A 22,690-nucleotide genomic window follows, 5' to 3' on the forward strand; every position below is an offset into this window, starting at 1 on the left:
CCGAAGCCGGGCTGTACGGAAATCACCACGGCATCGCAAAAACGCTTGCGGCTCAGTGCGATAGCGAGCCGCGAGCGGGTCAGTGCGGGCGGGTGAGCCCGTGCTGGACCGCGAACTTCACGAGCGCCGCGAAGTCCTTGACCCCCAGCTTCTTCATGAGGCGGCTGCGGTAGGAGTCGACCGTCTTGGGCGAGAGGTGGATGGCGGCCCCGATCTCGGTGCTCGAATGGCCTTCGACCACCAGCTGGAGGACCTCGCGCTCCCGCGCCGACAGGCGCTCCAGCGGGCTCGCCCGGGCCTCGAGGATCTCGTCTGGCGCGCCCTCGAGCGCGATCCCGGAGCCGACGTAGCGCCTGCCCGCGCATGCGGCGCGCAGCGCGGCGACGATCTCGTCGACGGCGGATTCTTTCAGGAGGTATCCCGACGCGCCCGCCTGGAAGGCGCGGAACAGATATTCGGCGTCGGCGTACATCGAGAGCACGACCACCCGTATCTCGGGCGAGCGTTCGGTGATCCTGCGGGTGGCCTCGATGCCGTTCAGCTCGGGCATCGCGATGTCCATCACGACGGCCTGGGGTTTGAGCGCCGCGGCGAGATCGACCGCCTCGCGGCCGGTGGCGGCCTCGCCGACGATCTCGATGCCGGGCGCGGCGGCGAGCAGGGCGCGCAGCCCCTGACGCATGACCTTGTGGTCGTCGACGATGAGCACGGTGCACGGTTTCATGCGAGCGGCGCCTCCACGATGATGCGCGTGCCTCCGCCGTCGGAGGAGTGCACGGCCAACGTACCGCCCACCGCGTCGGCGCGCTCGCGCATGGTGCGCATGCCTTGGCCGCGCGCGGCCTCCGGGTCGAAGCCCTGGCCGTCATCGCCGATCTGGAGCACGAGCTTGCCGTCGAGGTTGGTGAGCGAGAGCTCGATGGTGTGAGCGTTCGCGTGCTTGGCCACGTTGGTCAGCGCCTCCTGCGCAATACGGAAGAGCGCGGTCTCCACCACCGGCGACGCGCGCGTCGCGGGCGGCGGACCGGCCGGGCGCAGCTGCGCTCCGATGCGCTGCGCCACCGTGCGCGCGTAAGCGAGCAGCGCGGGATACAGGCCGAAGTCGTCGAGCACCGCCGGACGCAGCTCGGTGGTGAGATCGCGCACATCGGCGGTGCATTCGCGCAGGACCTCGCGCGCCTTGTCGAGCTCGAGCGCGGCGTCTTCCATGTTACCGCTGTCGATCGCCTCCGCGGCCATGCCGAGCGTGATGCCGAGCACCGCGATGTGCGCGCCGGTGCGATCGTGCAGCTCGCGGCCGATCCGCCGCCGCTCGGCCTCCTCGACCTCGATGAGGCGCCGGGACAGCACCCGCAGGTCGTCGACCGTCTGCTGCAGCGCCACTTCGAGGCTCTTGCGCGTAGTGACATCGAGATGGGTGCCGAGCATGCGGCGCGGTGCGCCGGTCTTGTCGCGTATGAGCTCGGCACGCGTGTAGATCCATCGATACGTCCCGTTCTTGTGGCGCAGCCTGAACTCGGCCTCGTACTGCGACTCGCCGCGCGCAGCCAGATGGCGTTGTTCGTCGACGACGCGCTCGCGATCGTCCGGGTGCAGCCGGCCCGTCCATTCCTCGACCGTGTCGCCGATCTCGTCGTCGGCGTAGCCGAGCTGGTGCTTCCATTCCGGCGAGTAGTAGACGCGATCGGTGTTCACGTCCCAATCCCACAGGCCGGTGTTGGACGCGCGGACCGCCAGCCTGAGCCGCGTCTCGCTGTCCTGCAGCGCAGCCTGCGCGCGCAGGGTCGCGCCGAGCATGCGATTGTAGTTCGCGGCGAGGCTGCGCAGCTCGAGCGGGCCGGCCTCGATCGCATACGTGTTGCGCCCCGCCGCCGTCTCGTCCATCGCGCGCTGGATCGCGGCGGCAGGCCGCGCGATGCGGCGCGCGAGCAGCGCCGCGGCCGCGAGGGCGAGCGCGAGCAGGGTGCAGGCGATGAGCAGGCTCTGGATCGTGCGTGCGCGCGACTCCGCGAGCAGCGCGTCCACCGGCACGGCGGCGTAGGCTTTCCAGCCGTTCACGCCGATATCGGTGTAGCCGTACACGCGCGTGATGCCGTCGAGGCTCTTGCCGATGGCGGTTCCGGTGGAGCCCCTGAGCACGACGTCCAGCATCGGCGCTTCGCTGCGGTTTTCGCCGAGCTCGGGATCGTCCTGCACCGAGCTTGCGATCAGCACGCCGTTTGCAGCCATGATGCGCACGCGCGCATTGCGCGGCAGCGAGTACGGATCGCTCGCGGGCTTGACGCTCGCGAGATCCACCGGAATGGTGAGCACGCCGACGATGCCCTCACCCGGCCGCGTGATCGGATAGCCGGCGCTGATCACCAGCCTCTGCGGCAGGACGCCGATCAGCGGCTCGCTCACTGTAAAGCGGCCTTCGAGCGCGCCGCGGATGCCCGCGTGCAGCGGCGCCTTGCGCCGGTCGCCGATGGGCAGCGCGGAGCACACGAAGTGTCCGTCGGGTGCGACGACCGAGATGTTCGCGTAGCGCGGAAAGAGCGGCAGCAGCGCCGCGAGCAGCGGATCGCAGTGCGCCGGATCCATCGCCTGCACCAGCGGGCGGCGTGCGAGCGACGCGGCGATCTGCTCGATGTCGCGCAGCTTCGCGCGCGCCGCGTACGCGGTCGTCGTCGCGAGCGACAGCACGAGCTGTCGCGCCTCCGTCTCGGCCTCCTCGGCCTCGCGCACCAGCGCGATCGCGATCGACAGCATGAGCGGCGCCGCCGTGGCCACCACGAGCAGATACAGGGTCCAGCGGATGGGCCACGCGCGTTTCACCCGCCAATGCTTGCAAAATGCATGTTGCGCTGCAAGCTACACGCCCGCAAAGAAAACGGCTAGTGGGCGGCGCTCTCCACGAGCGCCATGTCCGCCGCGCTCATCAGCTTCTCGGTGCGCTCCGCGAGCTGGCTCGCGGTCTGCTGCATCGTGGTCTGCGCCGCACCGACGTCTTCCATCATCTCCGACACGCGGCGCTTGCTGGTGAGCGCGACGTTCATGTCGCGCGTGGCGATCTCGGCGATCGTTTTCTCGGCGCTGGCCGAGGCTTCGTGCATCGAGTTGATGTGCGTATGGAACTGCAGCGTCTGCGAGGTCTCGGTGACGAACGCGTCGAACTTCTGGAACAGCCCCCAGCCGAAGCCGATCGCGAGGACGAGCGTTGCGGCGATCGGCGCGCCGATCGCATTCCCGTGCGGCATCGCGTACCACGCCGCGCCGGCGAACAGGGCCGCGGCCATGAAGGTCGCCGACACGTGCATGCTTCGGATTCGCATCAGTAAGGGGTCCAATCGGAATTCTTCGGAGAAAAGCCCGAACGCGAAGGGAGCGGCCTACAGGGCGCGAGAGCTCCCGCAATTCGACAAATGCGCCATGCAATTCATGCTGCACTGCGGGCTACGGGCGTGTTAACGGCGGGCGACATCGCGACTTTATGAGCTACCATCGCGTGCACGAAGAAAAACGGCGCAGGGCGGAACCGCCCGATCGCCTCTTTACTCAGCAACACCGTAGCCACGCCCACCACCACCCCAGACCTCAGCGCCCTGCAGCGCCTCGCCCGGCGCAGCGTCGTGCTGACCGCGCTGTTCTGCGCCGGCGCCGTCGCCGCCACCGGGCTCGCCCTGTGGCAGATGCGCTCGAGCGAGATCGACGCCTCCGCGCGCCACCTCGCGCACCTCGCCCGCGGCCTCGCCGAGCAGACCGCGCGCGAGATCGTCGACACCGACCAGGATCTCCTGCGCATCGTCGGCGGCGCGCGCATCCGGCCCGAGCGGCTGCTCGCGGAGCCGACGCGTGCGGAGGTGCTGAACCGCAACGTCACGGCGATCACGCAGGCCGCCGCGCTCGCGTTCGTCGACCCGGCGGGTCATCGCCATGAGTACGTACGTCCGTCCGCGCCGCCGCCCGGCTTCCCGGCGCCGACGAGCGCCGACGGGCTCATCGTGCGCGACGGCTCGGATCGCACGGGTACCGGTCTTTTTCTCCAGCGCACGCTCGCGCTCCGCGACGGCACCGCCGCCGGCGTGCTGCTCCTGCGCCTGTCGGAGGACTATCTCGGCGACATCTTCCGTGCGTGGCGCGGCGACTCGACCGCCGCGACGGCGCTGACGACCGCGCAGGGACGCAGTCTCCTGCTGTCGCCGGTCGTCATCGGCGCCGCGGGCAAGCCGCTCGCGGCGCTCGCGGGCGCCGTGTCGGGCGCGCGCCTCATCGATTCGGTCGTGCGCTACGTCGATCCGGTCGACGGGCGCAGCTATATCCTGGCGAGCGAGCCGGTGCCCGACACGCCGCTCGTCGTCCACGCCTGGATCTCGGAGCGCGACGTGCTCACGAGCTGGCTCGAGCAGGCGGCGCTGCTCGCAGGCACGACGATCGCGCTCACGCTGATCGCGCTCGCCTTCGCGCGCCGGCACGCCATGGAGCTCGCGCGGCGCGCGGGCGCGATCGGCCGGCTGTCCGACCTGCAAAGCGCGCTCGCCGCCGGCGAGGCGCAGCTCCAGATGATCGTGCGCACCGTCCCCAGCGCGGTGTTCCAGGCGCGGGTCGCCGGGCGCGGCGCGGTCGAGCTCGCGTTCATGAGCGCGCAGATCGAGACCCTCGCCGGCGTCACCGCCGAAGAAGCCGTGCGCCGGCCGCGACGCGCGCTGCGCAAAGTCCCGCGCGCGCATCGCAGGCAGCTCGTCGAGAGCATCGCCGAAGCGGTGGCGACCGGCTCGGGCTGGGACGTCACGGTGCCGATCTCCGAAGGGCAGACCTCGCGCTGGCTGCGCGTGCATGCGGCGCCGGCCGCGCAGGAGGACGCCTTTGCCGTTGTCTGGGACGGGCTGGTCTCCGACGTGACCGAGCAGAAGCTCGCCGAGCGCCAGGTCGTGCTGCTCAACCTCGACCTCGAGCGGCGCGTGGTCGAGCGCACCCAGGAGCTCGCCGACCTGAACAAGGAGCTCGAGGCGTTCACCGATTCGGTGTCGCACGACCTGCGCGCGCCGCTGCGGGGCATGCGCGGCTACGCCGAGATCATCCGCAGCGGGCCCGAGCTGCCGGGGGAAGCCGCCGCCCTGCTCGACCGGGTCATCGCGCAGGGCGAGCACATGGAGCAGCTCATCGAGGCCCTGCTCGAGCTGTCGCAACTGTCGCGCTCGGAGCTGCGCCGGACCGGCGTCGACCTGTCGGAGATTGCGAACGCGACGCTCGACGAGCTCGCCGCGCGAGACGCCGGCCGCACCGTGCGCTGGACCGTGCAGCCGGGGCTGCGCGCCAACGCCGACCCGCGGCTGATGCGCGTGCTGTTCGAGAACCTCCTCGGCAATGCGTGGAAGTTCACGCGCGAGCGCGCCGAAGCCGCCATCGCGGTCGGCAGCCAGTCGCAGCGCGCCGGTCGCACCGTGTACTACGTGCGGGACAACGGCGCCGGCTTCGATCCCGAGTACGCGGAGCGGCTGTTCCGGCCTTTCCAGCGGCTGCACCCCGCATCGCGCTTCGAGGGCACGGGCATAGGGCTTGCGACCGTGCAGCGCATCATCCGGCGTCACGGCGGACGCATCTGGGCCGAATCGACGCCGGGCGAAGGCGCGACCTTCTACTTCGAGCTGCCGGTCGAAAGCTATACTCGGGCGCCATGAAGAAGCCGCTGCGCATCCTGCTCGCGGAAGATTCGCCCGCCGACGCCGACCTGCTGCGCTTCGAGGTGAGCACCGCGTACGACCCCGTCATCGGCCGCGTCGATACCGCCGGCGCGATGGCCGCGGCGCTGCGCGAGGCGACCTGGGACATCGTGATCTCCGACTACTACATGCCCGGCTTCGGCGCGATGGCCGCCCTCTCGCTCGTGCGCGGCGGCGGCTACGACCTGCCGTTCATCATCGTCTCGGGCAACATGGGCGAGGACCTCGCGGTCGAGGCGATGCGCGCGGGCGCCGACGATTACGTCATGAAGCGGCATCTCGCGCGGCTCGTGCCGGCGATCGAGCGCGAGCTGCGCGACTACGAAGCGCGCCGCAGCGCGGCCCGCGCGCAGCAGGAGCTCGCCGAGCGCAGCGCGGTGCTCCAGGGCATCATCGCGAACTTCCCCGGCGTGGTTTTCCAGGCGATCGTCGAAGGACCGGCGCAGTACCGCTTCTCGCACGTCTCGGAGGGCAGCATCGAGCTGCTCGAGCTGCCGCCGGCGCGCCTGGAAAGCGATCCCCAGAGCTTCCTCGAGCTCCTCGAGAAACCGGACGCGGTGAGCCTGTTCGCGCACATGAAGCGCGGCGCCGACACCCTCGCGCCGGTGAACTGGGAGGGGCGCCTGCGCGCCGCCGAGAGCGGCATGGTGAAGTGGGTCAACATCCGGCTCCGCCCGCGCCGCGTCGCCAGCGGTACGCTGGTGTGGGAAGGCTTCATGGCGAACATCACCAAGAGCAAGCAGCAGGAGCTCGAGCTGCTCGAGGAGCGGCGCCGCCAGAGCGAGCTCTCGTCGCACCTGGAGAACGCCAAGGAGCAGGAGAGGAAGCGCATCGCGCGCGAGCTGCACGACGACGTCGGCGGCAACCTCACCGCGATCAAGATCGACGTGCTTTGGCTCGCCGGGCGCGTCGACCGCAGCGATCCGAAAGTGCGCGCGCGCGTCGAGGCGCTCGAGAGCCTCGTGGACCAGACCGCCGCGTCGATCAGCCGCATCAGCCAGGACCTGCGGCCCAGCGTGCTCGACCTCGGCCTGCCGGCGGCGGTCGAATGGCAGGCGCGCGATTTCGCGAACCGCACCGGCGTCGCCGCCGAGGTGCGCTGCGCGTGCGAGGACCTCGACGTGAACGACCAGACCGCCAACGCCCTGTTCTCGGTGCTGCGCGAGACGCTCACCAACATCGCCAAGCACGCGCGCGCGACGCAGGTGAGGATCGAGCTCGACGCGAGCGAGGAGGACGTCGAGCTCACGGTGACCGACAACGGCCAGGGCATCGCCGCCGCGGACCGCCTCAAGCCCAGCTCCTTCGGGCTGCGCGGCATGGAGGAGCGCGCGGCCCAGCTCGGCGGCACGGTGCGCGTCGCGGGCGCGCGCCCGACGGGCACCTGCGTGTCGGTGCGCGTGCCCAACCACACGCACCTCGCCGCGGGAGAGATCGAGGACGCCCATGGCGCGTAGGGACGAACGCAACGCGGTGCGCGTGCTGATCGCCGACGATCACGCGATCCTGAGACGCGGGCTGCGCGGCATCATCGAGGAGACCGACGATCTCGAGGTCGTCGGCGAAGCGGGGTCCAGCGCCGAGACGCTGCAGCAGCTGCGCGCCACGCCGTGCGAAGTCGTGCTGCTCGACATCTCCATGCCCGACCGGAACGGCATGGACACGCTCGCCATCATCAGGAAGGACCATCCGAAGATCGCGGTGCTCATGCTGTCCACGCACCCCGAGAACCAGTATGCGGTGCGCGCGCTGAAGAGCGGCGCGTCGGGCTACCTCACCAAGCAGAGCGCGCCCGCCCAGCTCGTCAACGCCGTACGTACGGTGGCGACCGGCAAGAAGTACGTGACGCCGGCAGTGGCGGAGGAGCTCGCCAAGGCCGTCGGCAACGACAGCGACCGCCCGCCGCACGAGCAGCTCTCCAACCGCGAGTACCAGACGATGTGCATGATCGCGGGAGGCAAGAGCGTCAGCGAGATCGCCGAGCAGCTCTCGCTCAGCGTGAAGACCGTCAGCGTGTATCGCGCGCGCGTATTGCAAAAACTGGGCGTCACCAATAACGCGGCGATCGCGCACTACGCGCTGAAGAACAACCTGGTCGAGTAACCCGTGCCGTCATTCCCGCGGAGGCGGGAATCCATTTTTCAAAGTCAAAATGGATTCCCGATCGTTTCCGCTATCGCGGGTCGGGAATGACGGTCCTCTGCGCGCCTCTGCGTGCTCTGCGGCAAATAACGCCTTTCACGCTCCTAAAGCCTCGGCGCGCTCGCGCCGTTAACGCTTATTCGCCTGCGATATCAGGCGGTTCCCCCCGACGCCGAAATCTCATCGGCGTTCCGTCGAAAGCCCGGCGTTCGACGCCTCAGGTGTGACGGAAGTCCTAAAGTAAGCCCCCCCAGCGCCGTAAATCCTCTCGCGACGACGGTTATTTGACCTGACCCAGGCAAACCGGAGTCACCTGGCCCCCAGGGCCGACAACCTAAACGGAATAGTCAAGGAGCTTACGATGCCGCAAGTCATCAACATGAACATCGCGTCGCTGAACGCGCAGCGCAACCTGAACCAGTCGCAGTCGGCCCTCCAGACCTCGCTGCAGCGCCTGTCGTCCGGCCTGCGCATCAACAGCGCGAAAGACGACGCTGCCGGTCTCGCGATCACCGAGCGTTTCACCTCGCAGATCCGCGGCCTGAACCAAGCCGCCCGTAACGCGAACGACGCGATCTCGCTGTCGCAGACCGCTGAAGGCGCGCTCGGCGAAATCTCGAACAACCTGCAGCGTATCCGCGAGCTGGCTGTCCAGTCCGCCAATGCGACGAACGGCGGCTCGGACCGCGCCGCTCTGCAGAACGAAGTCTCGCAGCTCGTGTCGGAAATCGACCGCGTCGCGACCCAGACCGCCTTCAACGGCGTCAACCTCCTCGACGGCACGTTCACCAGCCAGGCCTTCCAGGTCGGCGCGAACGCGGGCCAGACGATCTCGATCTCGTCGATCGCCAGCGCGCGTACCACCGCTCTGGGTTCGACGTACTCGACGAGCGTCAACGGCACGACCGCCCTTTCCGCCCTCGGCGCCGGCCAACTCACGCTCAACGGTGTGGCGATCAACGCCGCAGTGGCCGGCCCGGCCGGCGCGACCGCCGGTCAGACCACGGCCAGCGCGTATGCGATCGCGCAGGCGATCAACGGCTCGCAGAACGCTGTCACGGCGACTGCGAATGCGGCCACTGTGACGGGTGCCGCTGTGACCGACGCTGCGATTTCCGGCGTCGTGATCAACGGTGCTACGGTCGGTGCCGTCACCGCGCAAGGTTCGGCCGCCACGACGGCGACGGCCTTCGCCAACGCGGTCAACGCCGTATCGGCAGCCAGCGGAGTGACCGCGACGATCACCGGCGGCGGCAACGACCAGGTCAAGCTGACTGCGGCCGACGGACGCGACATCATCATCAGCGCCACGGACGCGGACTCGGGCCTGGGCGCCGCCACGACGCACGGTTCGATCTCGCTGACCTCCAACTCGGCGGACGGCATCATCATCGGCGGCACCACGCCGGGCAACGCCGGCCTGACCGCCGGCGGCACGGCCGCGACGCTCACCGGCACGGCGATCTCGAACATCTCGGTTGCGACCGCCTCCGGCGCGAACACCGCGATCACCTCGATCGACTCCGCGATCGCGACGATCTCTTCGGCCCGCGCCACGCTCGGTGCGTATCAGAACCGCTTCACGTCCACGATCGCGAACCTGCAGACCGCTGCCGAGAACCTCTCGGCCTCGCGCAGCCGCATCCAGGACGCGGACTTCGCGGCGGAATCGGCCCAGCTCACGCGCGGCCAGATCCTGCAGCAAGCCGGCACGGCGATGCTCGCGCAAGCGAACGCGCTGCCGAACAACGTTCTGTCGCTCCTCCGCGGCTAATCACCGCGTATCCCGCAGGCCGGGCCACAAGCCCGGCCGCGCGGGTCAGACGCCCCGGCGTCCAAACCGGGCGTCTGAATCGTGCGCATGCGACGCGTGCGCATCATTCAGACGATGTGAGGACAACGAGCCTTCGCACGCGAAGGCTCTTTTAACAAGCAGGGGACGATCATGAACGTCAACCCGATCGCACAGCCGGCAGCGGAAGTTCCGCGGCCGGCTTCCGTACGTTCCGTCGCCGCGCCGGTGTCCGTCGCGCAGCTCGCCGCGACCGGGTCGCATGCGCAGGCGCCCGACCCGCAAGCCGTCAAGGAAGCGGTCGCGGCCGCCAACGAGGCGATGAAGACGATCAAGAGCGAGCTCGACTTCTCGGTCGACGAGGACACCGGCAAGACCGTGATCCGCGTGATCGACAAGCAGAGCGGAACGCTGATCCGCCAGATGCCCTCCCAGGAGATGCTCGAGATCGCCAAGGCGCTCGACCGCCTGCAGGGCATGCTCGTGCGCAATTCCGCCTGACGTCGGCGCCGGGCGGGCGAAGAAGTCTGTTCAGACGTTCCAACATCTGCCGTTAAGTCACCATGGCCACTTCCGTATCCGGCGTTTCGAACATCGACGTCAACTCGATCGTCTCGCAGTTGATGACGGTCGAGCGCCAGCCTATCGACGCCCTGGACAAGAAAACGACCGCGCTGCAGACCAAGGTCTCGGCGTACGGCGCGCTCAAGGGCGCGCTCTCGGTGTTCCAGGGTACGATGGCCTCGCTGCAATCGGCCGCGAAGTTCACGTCGAACGTCGTCGGCTCTTCCGACACCGCGGTCGCCACCGCGTCGGCGAGCACCTCCGCCTCGGTCGGTACGTACGACATCGACGTGACCAAGCTCGCGACCTCGCAGGTGCTGCAAGGCGCAGGCGTCGTTTCGGATACCGCGGTCAGCGCCTCGACCGGCACGATCGGCATCCAGGTCGGCAGCGGCGCGATCGTCAACGTGACGATCGACAGCTCGAACAACACCCTGCAGGGCGTCCGCGACGCCATCAACGCAGCGAACGCGGGCGTACAGGCGTCGATCGTCAACGACGGCACGGCCTACCGCCTCGTGCTCACCGGCGACAAGAGCGGCACCGCGAACACGATCAGCGTGACCAACGGCCTCGGCGCCGGCGAGCTCAAGGACGCGCTCGACGGCATGACCGAAGCGCGCCCGGCGGCGAACGCCGAGCTGAAGGTCAACGGCGTCTTCGTCAGCAGCGACTCGAACAGCATCTCGTCGGCGATCAGCGGCGTGTCGCTCACCGTCAGCAAGGCCGGCACGACCAAGGTGGTGGTCTCGCGCGACGCCGGGCAGGCGCAGGCGGCTGTCCAGTCGTTCGCGAAGGCGTACAACGACCTTCAGTCCACCGTCACGAGCCTCACCAAGTACGACGCGGCAACCAAGAAAGCCGGCGTGCTCAACGGCGACTCGGGCATGACGTCGTTCATGTCGAGCATCCGCAGCATGATGGGCGAAGCGCTCAAGGGCACGACCGGGCAGTACAAGCAGCTCTCGGACATCGGCGTCTCCTTCCAGAAGGACGGCACGCTCGCGGTCGACAGCACCAAGCTCGGCGATGCGCTGAAGAACTCCGCGAAGGATGTCGCTGCGCTCTTCGGGCGCCAGGGCACGTCGAGCAACGCGCTCGTGTCGTACGTCGGCGCCACGTCCGCGACGACGTCGGGCGACTGGGGGGTCGACGTGACGAGCGCGGCGACGCGCGCGGTGGCGACTGCGGCGAACCCTGCCGCCGGCAGCACGGTCATCGACGCCACCAACGACACGCTGATGCTCGACATCGACGGCACGGCGACCGGCACGCTCAAGCTCGCGCAGGGCACCTATACGCCGGCGCAGCTCGCCACGCTCGTCCAGAACACGATCAACGGCTCGTCGGCGCTGTCGGGCAAGAACATCAGCGTTGCGGTCACCGTCGACGGCAGCGGCAAGCTCAACGTCGAGTCGCAGGCCTACGGCAGCACTTCGAAGGTCGCCAACGTGATGGGCACCTCGCTGATGGCGCTGGGCTTCGACGGCTCCGAAAGCGGCGCGGGCGTCGACGTCGCCGGCACGTTCACGCTCGCCGGCACGAGCTACACGGCGACCGGCTCGGCCCAGATGCTCAATGGCCCGACCGGCACTCCCGCCGAAGGTCTCGCCCTCAAGTACACCGGCACCGCCGCTCAGGTCAGCGCAGGCACCGACGGCGTGGTGACGCTGACCGAAGGGCTCGCGGTGCGGCTCGGCCGCTTCGCCGAGCAGGCGCTCGGCAGCAAGGGCGTGCTCAGCACGCGCACCGACGGCCTCGCCGCCCAGATGAAGGACATCGACTCACGCAAGGAAGCGCTCGAAGTACGCATGGAGCGCATCGAGAAACAGCTGCGCGCGCAATACGTGGCTCTCGATTCCCTGATGACGCGCATGAATTCCACGAGCAGCTTCCTCACGCAGCAGCTCGCCAGCCTCCCGTCCAGCAGCAAATCGTAAAAGCAGATGATGAACACAGCCACCCGACACGCCCTGTCCGCTTACGTCAAGACCGGCATCGAAAGCGCCGTTCCCGAAGCCGATCCGCACCAGCTCGTCATGATGCTGTTCGACGGCGCGCTCGCGTCGATCGCCGATGCGCGCCTGAACATGATCCGCGGCCAGATCGCCGCGCGCGGCAAGGCGATCTCGAAGGCGATGTCGATCGTCGACCAGGGCCTGAAGTGCAGCCTGGACCGCGCGCGCGGCGGCGAGATTGCCGAGCGGCTGCACGCGCTCTACGAGTACATCTGCGAGAAGCTGTTCGAAGCGAACATCAAGGGTCAGCCCGAAGCGCTCGACGAGCCTGCGAAGCTGCTCGGCGAACTGCAGAGCGCGTGGGCCGGGATCGCCAAGGCGCCCGCGGTCGTGCAACTTGCGGGAGCGCGCGTCTGAAGATGCAAGCGAAAAACGTGAACGACATCATCGCCTCGTACGAGCATCTCGCCGACGTGACCTCGCGCATGCGCGAGGCCGCGGTGCGCGACGACTGGGACCGCGTGATCGCGCTCGAGACCGAGTGCGCCGGGCTCTACACGCAGCTCATGTCGGTGCGCGACCAAGGTCCCCAGGACTCCGCGCGCGAGCGCCGCAAGTCGGAGCTGATCTGCAAGGTGCTCGAGGACGACGCGCAGATCCGCGAGCGCCTGTCCGGCCAGCTCGTGCACATCTGGCGGCTCATCGAGGGCGAACGCCGGGTGTCGAAGCTCAACTCGGCCTACGGCGCCAGCGCCGACGGCCAGTAACAGTGTGTTGCGGGAGTCAACTTCGCGCGTCCGCGACCGTTGTATCCCGAAGTGCTGCAAAAATTTGATGGCCAGCGCCGCTGTTTTTAGGTAGATTTTCCGCGGCAGCTGCGGTGACAGGGGTGAAAGCGCTGCTTTTTATTCACTAATTACGAATAGAAAAGATGATCAAGATCCTATTCAAGGATACGCTGTCCTGCCCTGTGTTCACCTGCGACGTCTGCGGCGACATGATCGGGGAGCTCAGCGAGGGGGCCGCCGTCTTCGCGGACCTGCCGCGTCGCCGCGAGAACATGAAGATCGAAGTCCTTCACGTTCACAAAGGCAAGTGCCACGAGCTCGCCGAAGAGAAGATGAAGCAGAAGTGCGAGTGGCAGCCGCTGGGCGCGCACCTGTACTTCCTGTGCGCGAACACCGAGGTGGACGGGAAGCAGCTCGACAAGCTGAAGCGCATCCACGGCACACGCACAGCCTGAGCTGTCGCGCTGCGACAGCTCAGCCGGCCGTGCTCCGTGCCGCGGCTGCGCTTCAGCTGCGCTGATATGAACACCGAGGAGGGAAACCAGAAAGGTTTCCCTCCTCGCGCTCCTCCCTTTCCTCCGTCCCTGCCTCTAGTCCTTCTCGTTGCCGAATTTTTTCGGACGACCCTAAAGTCCAGCTCTCCCCACGCCGTTAATTGATTCACCAGTGAGGCGCGTGCCGTCTCACGCGGGCTTGAGTGTCCCGCGCCTAGGCCGATGGTTACTCAGCCGCTTGACCCTGCGAACGGGTTCCGCCAGATGTGCGACAAGAATTACCCTCCCCAACAGCAGGGGGTGGAGCTGCAAGGTGCGTCGAAACGTGCCTGTCGGCTCCGCGACCCGGACCTGTGGTGGTGGTCCTCGACCCGGTGCGATTCACCTCGCCCGGGTCTTTTTATTTCTACTGCCCGCCCGCGCCGGAAGCCTTCACGATGCGCCCGAGCCGCGCGATCTCCGTCGCGAGGTGCTTCGCAAGCTGCTCCGGCCTGCCGCCTGCCGGCTCCGAGCCTTCGCGGGCGAGCTGCTCGCGAATCTCGGGCAGCGCGAGGACCCGCGCGAAATCGGCGTTCAGCTTGTCCGTGACAGGCTTCGCCGTGCGCGCCGGTGCGAGGAACGCATACCAGCCGGTGATCGTCGCGCCCGGCAGCCCCTGCTCCGCCATCGTCGGCACGTCCGGCATCGCCGGCGAGCGCCGCGGGCCCGTGGTCGCGAGCGCGCGGAGCTTGCCCGATTTCAGATGAGGCTGCGCCGAGATCGTGCTGCCGGTAGAGGTCTGCGTCTCGCCGGATACCACCGCGGTCATCGACAGGCCGGCGCCTTTGTAAGGTACGTGCACGATGTCGATGCCCGCCGCGCTCTTGAAGAGCTCGAAGGTGAGCTGCGAGAGCGTCCCGGCGCCCGGCGACGCGTAGTTGAGCGCGCCGGGTTTGGCCTTCGCGAGCGCGATCAGCTCCTTCAGCGATTTCGCCGGGACGCCCGCGTTGACGACGAGCACCTGCGGTTGCGTCGTGGCGAGGATGATCGGCTCGAAATCCTTCACCGAGTCGTACGGCAGCTTCGGATACACGCTCGGGTTCACCGCGAAGCTCGCGCTCACGACGAGCAGCGTGTAACCGTCGGGCGGGGCCTTGGCGACGAGATCGGGGCCGAGCGTCCCGCCCGCGCCGGCGCGGTTGTCGACGACCACGCTCTGGCCCCAGGCTTTGGAGAGATGCTGGCCGACCGCGCGCGCGATGAAGTCGAGGCCGCCCCCGGGGGAGGACGGGACGACGATGCGGACGGGTCTTGCCGGATAGGTGGTTTGCGCGGCGACGGGCGCGGCGCAGGCGAGCGCGAGCGCCGCGCAGCCCGCACGCGGGAATCGAATCATCGGGATTGCCTTACGTGGAAGTTCGGGGAGCCGCGATTATAGGCGCGCGCGCGGCTGGAACCGACGACAGCCTATTCGGGCAGACCGAGGGTCACGCGGCCGTGCAGCGTCAGCTCGGGGACGCCGCTCCTGTCCGCGATGAGGCCGAGCGAGACGAGCCTCGCCTGCTGGGCCGGCGCGACGTCGATCTCGCCGCTGGCGATCTTCACCAGCGCGGTCCATTCGCGGTCGGTGCGCGGCACGCCCAGGCGGCGGCGCGGCAGCATCGATGCGCAGGCACGCGAGTCGGCGGCGCGGAGGTCGGCGGGGGTGGCCACGCCGATGCGGGGCAGTGCGATCACTTTGAACATGTGGGGGACTCCGTGAGCGGCCGCCATTAAGACACACCGCGGGCGTCTTAACGGTGCGGATCGTCACAGTGTTAACGGCGCGACGGACGAACGGTTGAGGCGTGCCGACCGGCGGGGGTCGTCAACGATGGAGAAACGGGGAAATCAGGGCTTACCGGAACGGGACGAGCAGCTCGACGCCGACCTGGCGGACGCCGCCGCCGTTGCTCTGCTGGAGCTTGTTCTCGGTCGCGGCGTCGTTGAACTTGTAGACTTCCCAGCCTTCGTCGCCGCTGCGCATCCGGTACTTGGGTCCGAACCGGAAATTCAGGTCGACCGCCCGCGCGTTGCCGATGTAGTCATCCCTGCCGCCGGCGGCGCGGATCACGCGCGACTCCGAGGGCGTGCCGAGCGTCGGCAGCTCGTAGCGGCGCGGGGTGCCGTCGACGTAGGTCCCGCTCGCGCCCGCAGGCTTGCCTCCGTCGTCTACCGCCTCGGGCGGGGCCGCTTCGGCGCGCTTCGCGGCGACAGCGGTGATCACGCGCACCGCGGTCAGCTCCGCGATGCAGGCAGTGGCGAGCGTTGCCGCCCAGGTGAGACCGGTGCAGCGATTGACGATGGGCGAGGCTTTGGGAAGCTGGCTGGCGGTGATCGGATCGAGGTTGTAGGTCAGGGACAGCGACTGGGCTGCTGCGGGCGCAGAGAGCGCGAACGCCGTGACCGCGAATGCGGCGGGCAAGACGGACTGCCTGAACTCGGTGAGCATCGTGACCCAACCAGATTCCGAAGGCGGATGGGCAGTATAAACCGGTGTCGCCGATTGGGAACAGCCCTAAGGGCGGGGCCGCGCGCCTTCAGTGAGCACCGGCGGTGCCGGGGGCCGCATGGTGGACGGAGGGATAGAACTCGATGCCGATGCGAAGCTCCGGAACGATCTCGCGTCCCGCCACGACGAGCGGCGTCGCCAGCGCGTCCTGGACGATCTGCTTCACGCGCTCGGCGTCCCCCGAGTGATTGAGGTCCTCGAGGATCACGGCGAAGTTTTCGCCCCCGATCCGCGCCAGGGTGTCGGTCGCGCGCACGCTCGCCTCCAGGCGCTGCGCGACGTGACGGATGGTGAGCTCGCGGTCCTCGGGCGCGGGTGCATGCGGGCCGGTGTCGAGCACGACGTCGATCGACATCACCGCGAAGATCTTCTTGAAGCGCGTCGCCCTCGCCCGCGCCATGGCGAAGCGCACGCCGTAAGCGCCGCCGTTGAGCAGCCCGGTCAGCGCGTCGTAGAGCGGGGAAGCGGCCTCGCGCGCGACCGGCGCGACCGGCGCGAGCAGGCGGCGCAGCTCGCGCGTAAGAAGCAGGACGTCCTCCCGCGCTTCGGCGCTGTAATGCGCCGCGCGATTTTCGATCTCGGTGAGCTCTCGTTCTTCCACTGTACCCTCGGCTTCGACGCGTTGGGCACGGATTCTACTCGCACGCACCGTCCGACGAGATCGGACCGGCGCGGTCGGACGCGCTTTACCAGTGGCGGTGATGCCAGTGCCGGCGATAGCCGCCGTAGTAGACCGGCGGCGAGTACACGCCGACCGAGACTGCGGGCGCGCCATAGTAGCCGGCGTCTCCATAGTAGGGCGCGGGCACCGCGACACAGCCGCCCAGGCCCGCGGCCGCCAGCGCAGCGACGATCAGTTTTTTCATTGGATGTCCTCGGAGGTTTTGTACGTCCCGATTATTCTGACCCTGCCGCCCTGCCCTCGTCGCGCGGAAAAATGTAAGAGTCTGTAAACAGCCGTATGCTCTCGGATCACGCATCGCTCGTTCCGCTGCAACCGTGACATCCAGAAGACTGCCCCGGCACATCGGCTTCATTCCGGACGGCAACCGCCGCTGGGCGCAGGCGAAGGGCCTGCCGAAGGAAGACGGTTACGGCTTCGGTATCGCGCCGGGCATCGCGCTCTTCGAGATCTGCAGCGCGCTGTCGATCGAGGAGGTCTCGATCTACGGCTTCACGCAGGACAACACGCGACGGCCCAGCGCCCAGACCGCGAAGTTCAGCGCCGCGTGCGTCGAGTTCGCGAAGTTCCTGTGCGACCGCGGTGCGGCGCTGCTCGTCGTCGGCGACGAGCGCTCGCCGGTGTTTCCGCGCGAGCTCAGAGCCCTGCGGCGGCGCCGTCCGGGCGGAATGAAGGTGAATTTCCTCGTGAACTACGGCTGGGAATGGGATCTCGAGGGACTTTCGAACGGTGGCCTGCGCTCGCGCGAGGTGTCGCGGCTCGACCTCATCGTGCGCTGGGGCGGCGGCCGGCGGCTCTCGGGATTCCTGCCGGTGCAGTCGGTGTACGCCGACATCTACGTCGTCGACGAATACTGGCCCGACTTCGAGCCGGTGCAGATGGAGCGCGCGCTCGAATGGTACGGCCGCCAGGATCGCACGCTGGGGGGGTAGCTCGCTACGCCCGCTCGCCTCCGGGCGGTGAACGCCAAAGAGGGAGCCTACGGCTCCCTCCGGGCGGTGAACGCCAAGGAGGGAAACCAAGGTTTCCCTCCTTGAACCGCCCTTCCTTTAACGGCGCTTTTTCTTCGTCGGCTTCGGCGAAGGTTCGGGCGGCGGAGGGGCGGCCGCCATCGCGGCGTTGAGCGCCGTGGCGAGCGCGGCCTCGCCGCTCACGAACGCCGACCATTCGAGCTCGTAGCCCTTGCGCTTGCCTTTGGGCACGAGCTTTAAACCTGCGTTGTCGATCGAGAGCGTGTACGGCGCGCCGCCGATCACGATCTCGCGCTTCAGGGTCCCTTCGAGCCTGGTCGTCATGGCAGCCGCAGCCTATCGCAGGCAGGAGTGTGACGGAAGTCCATCCGCGCCCCGCAGCGCGCGCGTTACCATCGGGCTGCACTGAAAAAGGCAACCCTCGCCGAAAGGCGGGGGACGCAAAGTCACCGGTCTAAGGAGCTTCGGTTCTAGGACAGCGGGGCTGCCAGGCATGCCGATCGCGATCGCGTGAGGCCCTGCACAGCCTCCTTCGACGAGAGGGAGACTCACGATGAAGGCCCGTTTGCTGGTCGTGCTCGCCGCGAGCACCTTCGGCGGTTGCGCCATGGCGCAGCAGGCCACCACCGGCTTCACGCAATCGTTCGCGTCGCTGTTCCAGCGCGTCGCGCCGACCGCGCGCCCGGCCTCACCCCAGGCAGCGCCCGCCGTAACGCCAGTCGCCGCCGTGCAGCCGCGCGTTGCCGGCGACGACCATTTCCGGATGAGCTACGCCATGGCGCTCACCGGCGACCGCGACGCGATGGTCGAAGTGGCGCGGATCTACAGCCGGGGCGAGCACGGCGTCGCGCGCGACGAGCGGCAGATGGTGGAATGGCTGCGCCAGGCGTCCGACCGGCAGCACGCGGGCGCGAGTTACCTGCTTTACCTGCATTACCTCGAGCGCGGCATGGACCGCGACGCGCTCCGCTACGAAGCGCTGGCGCTGCGCCAGGGCTACGTGCTGCCCGCGAGGCTCGATCCCCGCCGCGGCTGACGAACGGGCGGCAAGATCCGCCGAACGCCTTCCGCGCGCCGCCCTCCCCTGTTAGGATGGCGGCCTGCTCGCGTTGGACCCGCTCGCGAAGAGGCAGAATGCCTCGCTCGCATCCCCACCGGCCGTCCTAGACCAACAATAATATCGCCTGCGCCAGGAATATCCTGGCGCCGCCGGCGTTTCAGGTATGTTCGACGCTAGGAGCAGGTGACGATCGGCCCGGCGCCCCGATCGCGCGTCCGCGCGACAGCCGGGCCTTCGACCGGCAACTTTCGCAGTGAGGAACGATTTGCGTTCGACCAGCATTGACAGGCCGAGCGACGCGCTAGCGTCGACACTTTTCGACAACGCCAAAGCCGACATCCAGGCTTTCGCCCACGGCCCCGCCCTCGGCTCGGCCGCGGCGGCCGCCTTCGACGTCACGGGCGCCGCACTGGCTGACACGATCGAATCGTTCGTGCGCAACGGCTGGCCTCGGCTCGAGGTGGTCGACGACCAGAGCCTCGGCGGCGCCCGCGGCGCCTACGACAGCGCTCACAACACGATTTACCTGTCGAGCCAGTTCCTCGGCACCGCGAGCCCGGGCGCCGTCACCGCAGTGCTGATCGAGGAGATCGGCCACGCCATCGACGCGCGCGTGAACTCGGCCGATTCGGCGGGCGACGAAGGCGAGATCTTCGCCCGTTACGTCACCGGCGACACGCCCGACGCGGCCGACCTCGCGGCGCTCCACGCGCAGAACGACCACGGCACGATCTTCGTCGACGGCGGCATCGCCGAAGTCGAGTTCGCCTCGACGAGCACGAACGGCGCCAAGGTCGCGATCGTGTTCTCGCAGACGAGCCAGGACCGCTACTTCAACCCGATGGCGTACGCGCAGCTCATCATGACTGCGCAGACGCAGGCGACGATGGCGGGCGTGCCGTTCGACCTCATCACCGAGTCGGACCTGGCGAACGCGAGCTTCTCGCTGACGCAGTACGACGCGATCGTCTTCCCCAACTTCGACGCCGTGCCGGCCGGCCAGGCATCGGCCATCGGCGACCGGTTGCTGGCGGCGGAGCAGTCCGGCGTCGGCATCATCGCGGCGACCGAGTTCATGACCGTCAACAGCGGCGGCACGAACTGGTTGAGCACTCTGCTCGGCGTGACTCAGGGCTCGGGCAGCGGTCAGTGGGCCAACAGCTCGATCACGGTGAAGGCCGTCAGCGGCGATCCGATGATGGCGGATTACACCTCGGGCGAAGTGATCCGCACCTACGCGGGCGAGTGGCATCAGACGTACGTCGCATCGGGCGCCACGCTGATGCCGCTTGCGACGCAGACGTTCGCCAACGGCAACACCTACAACGCGGTCGTCACGACGACGAAGAACACCGCGACGGTCGTGCATTTCTCGACCGAGTCGATGCTCGGCGACAACAATCTGCTCTGGCAGGCGATCGACAAGGTCGTCAACAGCAGCCCCGCGACCAACCAGGTCACCGCCGGTCTCCAGATGAGCCGCGGCACGAGCCTCGTCGCGTCACGCGTCGACATGGACCAGGCGATGAACCCGGCGGACGTCTCGCCCGGCGACCGCCCCGGCATCTACGACAAGCTCGTCCCGATCCTGCAGAACTGGAAGACGACCTACAACTTCGTCGGCTCGTACTACATCGACATCGGCAACAACCCGCCGAACCAGACCACGAACTGGACGATCTCGGGCGAGTACTACAAGCAGATCCTCGCGTTGGGCAACGAGATCGGATCGCACTCGATTTCGCATCCGCCCGAGGTCGACAACCTCACGACGGCGCAGATCCAGTCGGAGTTCCAGGGCTCGAAGACGATCATCGAGCAGAAGATGACGGAAATCCTCGGCACGCCCTTCACGGTCGAGGGCGCGGCGGTGCCGGGCAACCCCGAAGATTACGACACTGCGCTCGACATCCTCCAGTACTACCGCTATCTCTCGGGCGGCGCGTCGACGGTGGGCGCCGGTTACCCTGGCGCGATCGGCTACCTGAATCCGGCGATGGCGGCTGCCGACAAGGTCTACATCGCGCCTAACATCGAGTTCGATTTCTCGCTGGTCGAGTTCCAGCACATGACGCCCGCGCAGGCTTCCGCGGCGTGGCTCGCGCAGTGGAACCAGCTCACGGCGCACAGCGACGTGCCGATCGTCGTCTGGCCGTGGCACGACTACGCCGCAGCCGAATGGTCGTACGACGGCACGACGCCGTCGCTCTACACCACCCAGATGTTCACGGACTTCATCCAGCGCGCATTCAACGCCGGTGCGGAGTTCGTGACCCTCGCCGACCTCGCCGACCGCTATTCTTCTTTCGACGATTCGTCGCTCACCTGGACGCGCAACTCGCCGACGCAGGTGACGGCGACCGTCACCTCGCCGGATGCCGGCAAGTTCGTGGTCGACCTCGACAACCTCGGGTCGCAAAAGATCGCGAGCGTCAACGGCTGGTACGCCTACGACGACGACAGCGTGTTCCTCGACCGCGACGGCGGCAGCTTCATCATCAACCTCGGCAGCACGCCGGACAACGTCACCCACATCACCGCGCTGCCGATGCGATCGGAGCTCGTCTCACTGAGCGGCGACGGCAGCAACCTCACCTTCCAGTTGATCGGCGAAGGCGACGTCACGATCGACCTCGCCTCGCTCACCGGCAAGACGCTCTCCGTATCCGGCGCGACCATCCAGAGCCAGATCGGCGAGATCCTCGTCCTCGACCTCGGCGCCAACGGCACTCACAACGTGACGGTGACACTGGCGGCCTCGAGCACCAACCACGCGCCGACGATCACCTCCAACGGCGGCGGCGCGACCGCGACGGTCTCGGTCGCCGAGAACACGACCGCCGTGACCACCGTCACCGCGACCGACACCGACGCCGGGCAGACGCGCACGTTCTCGATCTCCGGCGGCGCAGACGCGGCGAAGTTTTCGATCAACGCGACCACCGGCGTGCTCACCTTCGTCGCCGCGCCGAACTTCGAGGCGCCCACGGATGTCGGCGCGAACAACAGCTACGTCGTCGACGTCCGCGTGACCGACAACGGCAGCCCGGTCCTCACCGATACGCAGACGATCACGGTCAACGTGACCAACGTCAACGAAGCGCCGGCGATCACTTCCAACGGCGGCGGCGCGACCGCGACGGTCTCGGTCGCCGAGAACACCACCGCCGTGACCACCGTCACCGCCACCGACGTCGACGCCGGCCAGACGCGCACCTTCTCGATCTCGGGCGGCCCCGACGCGGCGAAGTTCTCGATCAACGCAACGACGGGCGCGGTCTCGTTTGTCACAGCGCCCGATTTCGAAGCGCCGACCGACGTGGGCGCGAACAACACCTACGTCGTCGACGTCAGAGCGACGGACAACGGCAGCCCCGCACTCTTCGACACGCAGACAATTACGGTGACGGTCACCGATGTCGCGGGTGTCAATCTGAGCGGAGACGGCGGCGCAAACACGCTGACCGGTACCCCGGAGAACGACACGCTGACGGGCCTGGGCGGCAACGACACGTTGCGCGGTCTCGGCGGGGACGACGTGCTCAACGGGGGGGCAGGCGCCGACGTGATCGACGGCGGCAGCGGAAACGACACCGCGTCCTACGCGGGTTCTGACTCTCGCGTATGGGTGCGCCTGTGGGTCGGCGACAACTGGGGCGGCCACGCCGCCGGAGATCAGCTCGTTTCCATCGAGAACCTCATCGGCTCAGATAACGCGGACTGGTTCGAAGGCTTGCGCACGGCTGCGAGCGTTCTGGACGGGCGCGGCAGCGACGATGCGCTGTTCGGCGGCGGCTTCAACGACACCCTGCTCGGCGGCGAGGGCAACGACTGGCTGCTCGGTGGTGCGGGCGCCGACGTGCTCGACGGCGGCAACGGCATCGACACGGCGTCCTACGAAGGTTCGACCGGGCGCGTGTGGGTCAGGCTGTGGGTAGGCGACAACTGGGGCGGCGATGCGGCCGGCGACCAGCTGATCTCGATCGAAAACCTCGTCGGGTCGGACA

At 68.2% G+C, this 22,690-nt stretch carries 21 protein-coding genes and 1 riboswitch; of the genes, 12 read left to right on the forward strand and 9 right to left on the reverse strand.

Translation table 11 applies throughout. The features are described from left to right. Positions 1–79: 79 nt before the first annotated feature. The 3 genes from VHP37_22235 to VHP37_22245 are packed head-to-tail and all read right to left on the reverse strand — an operon-like array spanning position 80 to position 3,314. Positions 80–724, reverse strand: coding sequence for a response regulator transcription factor (locus VHP37_22235; protein ID HEX2829084.1), 645 nt, complete (start codon positions 722–724; stop codon positions 80–82). Further along, positions 721–2,817, reverse strand: a complete 2,097-nt coding sequence (locus tag VHP37_22240) for a PAS domain-containing protein (protein ID HEX2829085.1) — start codon at positions 2,815–2,817, stop codon at positions 721–723. Before VHP37_22240 ends, VHP37_22235 begins: the two co-directional genes overlap by 4 nt. Before the next feature lie 59 nt (positions 2,818–2,876). After that, on the reverse strand, positions 2,877–3,314 hold the full coding sequence (locus tag VHP37_22245; protein ID HEX2829086.1) for a hypothetical protein: 438 nt from the start codon (positions 3,312–3,314) through the stop codon (positions 2,877–2,879). Between the two features lie 297 nt (positions 3,315–3,611). On the opposite strand from VHP37_22245, the gene VHP37_22250 reads away from it, so the two are divergent. The 9 genes from VHP37_22250 (at position 3,612) to VHP37_22290 (ending at position 13,401) form a co-directional block, all read left to right on the forward strand. Next, positions 3,612–5,660, forward strand: a complete 2,049-nt coding sequence (locus tag VHP37_22250) for an ATP-binding protein (GenBank protein HEX2829087.1) — start codon at positions 3,612–3,614, stop codon at positions 5,658–5,660. Beyond that, the gene (locus VHP37_22255) at positions 5,657–7,159 is read left to right on the forward strand and encodes a histidine kinase (protein HEX2829088.1); all 1,503 of its coding nucleotides are present in this window, start codon (positions 5,657–5,659) and stop codon (positions 7,157–7,159) included. Before VHP37_22250 ends, VHP37_22255 begins: the two co-directional genes overlap by 4 nt. Then, positions 7,149–7,805, forward strand: coding sequence for a response regulator transcription factor (locus tag VHP37_22260; GenBank protein HEX2829089.1), 657 nt, complete (start codon positions 7,149–7,151; stop codon positions 7,803–7,805). The genes VHP37_22255 and VHP37_22260 overlap by 11 nt, the downstream gene beginning before the upstream one ends. A gap of 400 nt (positions 7,806–8,205) precedes the next feature. Then, on the forward strand, positions 8,206–9,618 hold the full coding sequence (locus tag VHP37_22265) for a flagellin (GenBank protein ID HEX2829090.1): 1,413 nt from the start codon (positions 8,206–8,208) through the stop codon (positions 9,616–9,618). Positions 9,619–9,789: 171 nt separating this feature from the next. Further along, positions 9,790–10,137: a flagellar protein FlaG gene (locus VHP37_22270; protein HEX2829091.1), complete on the forward strand. Its 348-nt coding sequence runs from the start codon at positions 9,790–9,792 to the stop codon at positions 10,135–10,137. Between the two features lie 62 nt (positions 10,138–10,199). After that, positions 10,200–12,140, forward strand: a complete 1,941-nt coding sequence (fliD, locus tag VHP37_22275) for a flagellar filament capping protein FliD (GenBank protein ID HEX2829092.1) — start codon at positions 10,200–10,202, stop codon at positions 12,138–12,140. A 9-nt stretch (positions 12,141–12,149) separates the two neighbouring features. Then, the gene (gene fliS, locus VHP37_22280; GenBank protein HEX2829093.1) at positions 12,150–12,575 is read left to right on the forward strand and encodes a flagellar export chaperone FliS; all 426 of its coding nucleotides are present in this window, start codon (positions 12,150–12,152) and stop codon (positions 12,573–12,575) included. 2 nt (positions 12,576–12,577) lie between these two features. Then, positions 12,578–12,925: a flagellar protein FliT gene (locus VHP37_22285; protein HEX2829094.1), complete on the forward strand. Its 348-nt coding sequence runs from the start codon at positions 12,578–12,580 to the stop codon at positions 12,923–12,925. A 164-nt stretch (positions 12,926–13,089) separates the two neighbouring features. Continuing rightward, on the forward strand, positions 13,090–13,401 hold the full coding sequence (locus tag VHP37_22290) for a hypothetical protein (GenBank protein ID HEX2829095.1): 312 nt from the start codon (positions 13,090–13,092) through the stop codon (positions 13,399–13,401). A 445-nt stretch (positions 13,402–13,846) separates the two neighbouring features. Here the strand turns inward: VHP37_22290 and VHP37_22295 are convergent, their stop codons facing one another. The 5 genes from VHP37_22295 to VHP37_22315 form a co-directional block, all read right to left on the reverse strand. Further along, positions 13,847–14,815, reverse strand: coding sequence for a tripartite tricarboxylate transporter substrate binding protein (locus VHP37_22295; protein ID HEX2829096.1), 969 nt, complete (start codon positions 14,813–14,815; stop codon positions 13,847–13,849). A 71-nt stretch (positions 14,816–14,886) separates the two neighbouring features. Continuing rightward, the gene (locus VHP37_22300; protein ID HEX2829097.1) at positions 14,887–15,165 is read right to left on the reverse strand and encodes a hypothetical protein; all 279 of its coding nucleotides are present in this window, start codon (positions 15,163–15,165) and stop codon (positions 14,887–14,889) included. Between the two features lie 151 nt (positions 15,166–15,316). Then, positions 15,317–15,883 carry a hypothetical protein gene (locus VHP37_22305; protein HEX2829098.1) on the reverse strand — a complete coding sequence of 189 codons (567 nt, stop codon included), beginning with the start codon at positions 15,881–15,883 and terminating at the stop codon, positions 15,317–15,319. A gap of 115 nt (positions 15,884–15,998) precedes the next feature. Continuing rightward, the gene (locus tag VHP37_22310) at positions 15,999–16,571 is read right to left on the reverse strand and encodes a diguanylate cyclase (protein HEX2829099.1); all 573 of its coding nucleotides are present in this window, start codon (positions 16,569–16,571) and stop codon (positions 15,999–16,001) included. Between the two features lie 85 nt (positions 16,572–16,656). Further along, positions 16,657–16,836, reverse strand: coding sequence for a hypothetical protein (locus VHP37_22315; protein HEX2829100.1), 180 nt, complete (start codon positions 16,834–16,836; stop codon positions 16,657–16,659). A 133-nt stretch (positions 16,837–16,969) separates the two neighbouring features. Here VHP37_22315 and VHP37_22320 point away from each other — a divergent pair, with 133 nt between their 5' ends. Then, positions 16,970–17,584 (forward strand): undecaprenyl diphosphate synthase family protein, encoded by a 615-nt coding sequence (locus VHP37_22320; protein HEX2829101.1) that lies wholly within the window; start codon positions 16,970–16,972, stop codon positions 17,582–17,584. A gap of 117 nt (positions 17,585–17,701) precedes the next feature. On the opposite strand, the gene VHP37_22325 is transcribed toward VHP37_22320, so the two are convergent. Beyond that, a complete protein-coding gene (locus VHP37_22325) occupies positions 17,702–17,947 on the reverse strand; it encodes a hypothetical protein (protein ID HEX2829102.1) in 246 nt (81 codons plus the stop codon). A 79-nt stretch (positions 17,948–18,026) separates the two neighbouring features. Further along, positions 18,027–18,115, forward strand: a riboswitch (cyclic di-GMP riboswitch). Between the two features lie 61 nt (positions 18,116–18,176). On the opposite strand from VHP37_22325, the gene VHP37_22330 reads away from it, so the two are divergent. After that, positions 18,177–18,659, forward strand: a complete 483-nt coding sequence (locus VHP37_22330) for a hypothetical protein (GenBank protein ID HEX2829103.1) — start codon at positions 18,177–18,179, stop codon at positions 18,657–18,659. Between the two features lie 289 nt (positions 18,660–18,948). Next, on the forward strand, positions 18,949–22,690 hold a 3,742-nt coding region (locus VHP37_22335), incomplete at its 3' end, for a cadherin domain-containing protein (protein ID HEX2829104.1).

It is taken from the genome of Burkholderiales bacterium (assembly GCA_036262035.1).
Classification (GTDB): Bacteria; Pseudomonadota; Gammaproteobacteria; order Burkholderiales; family SG8-41; genus JAQGMV01.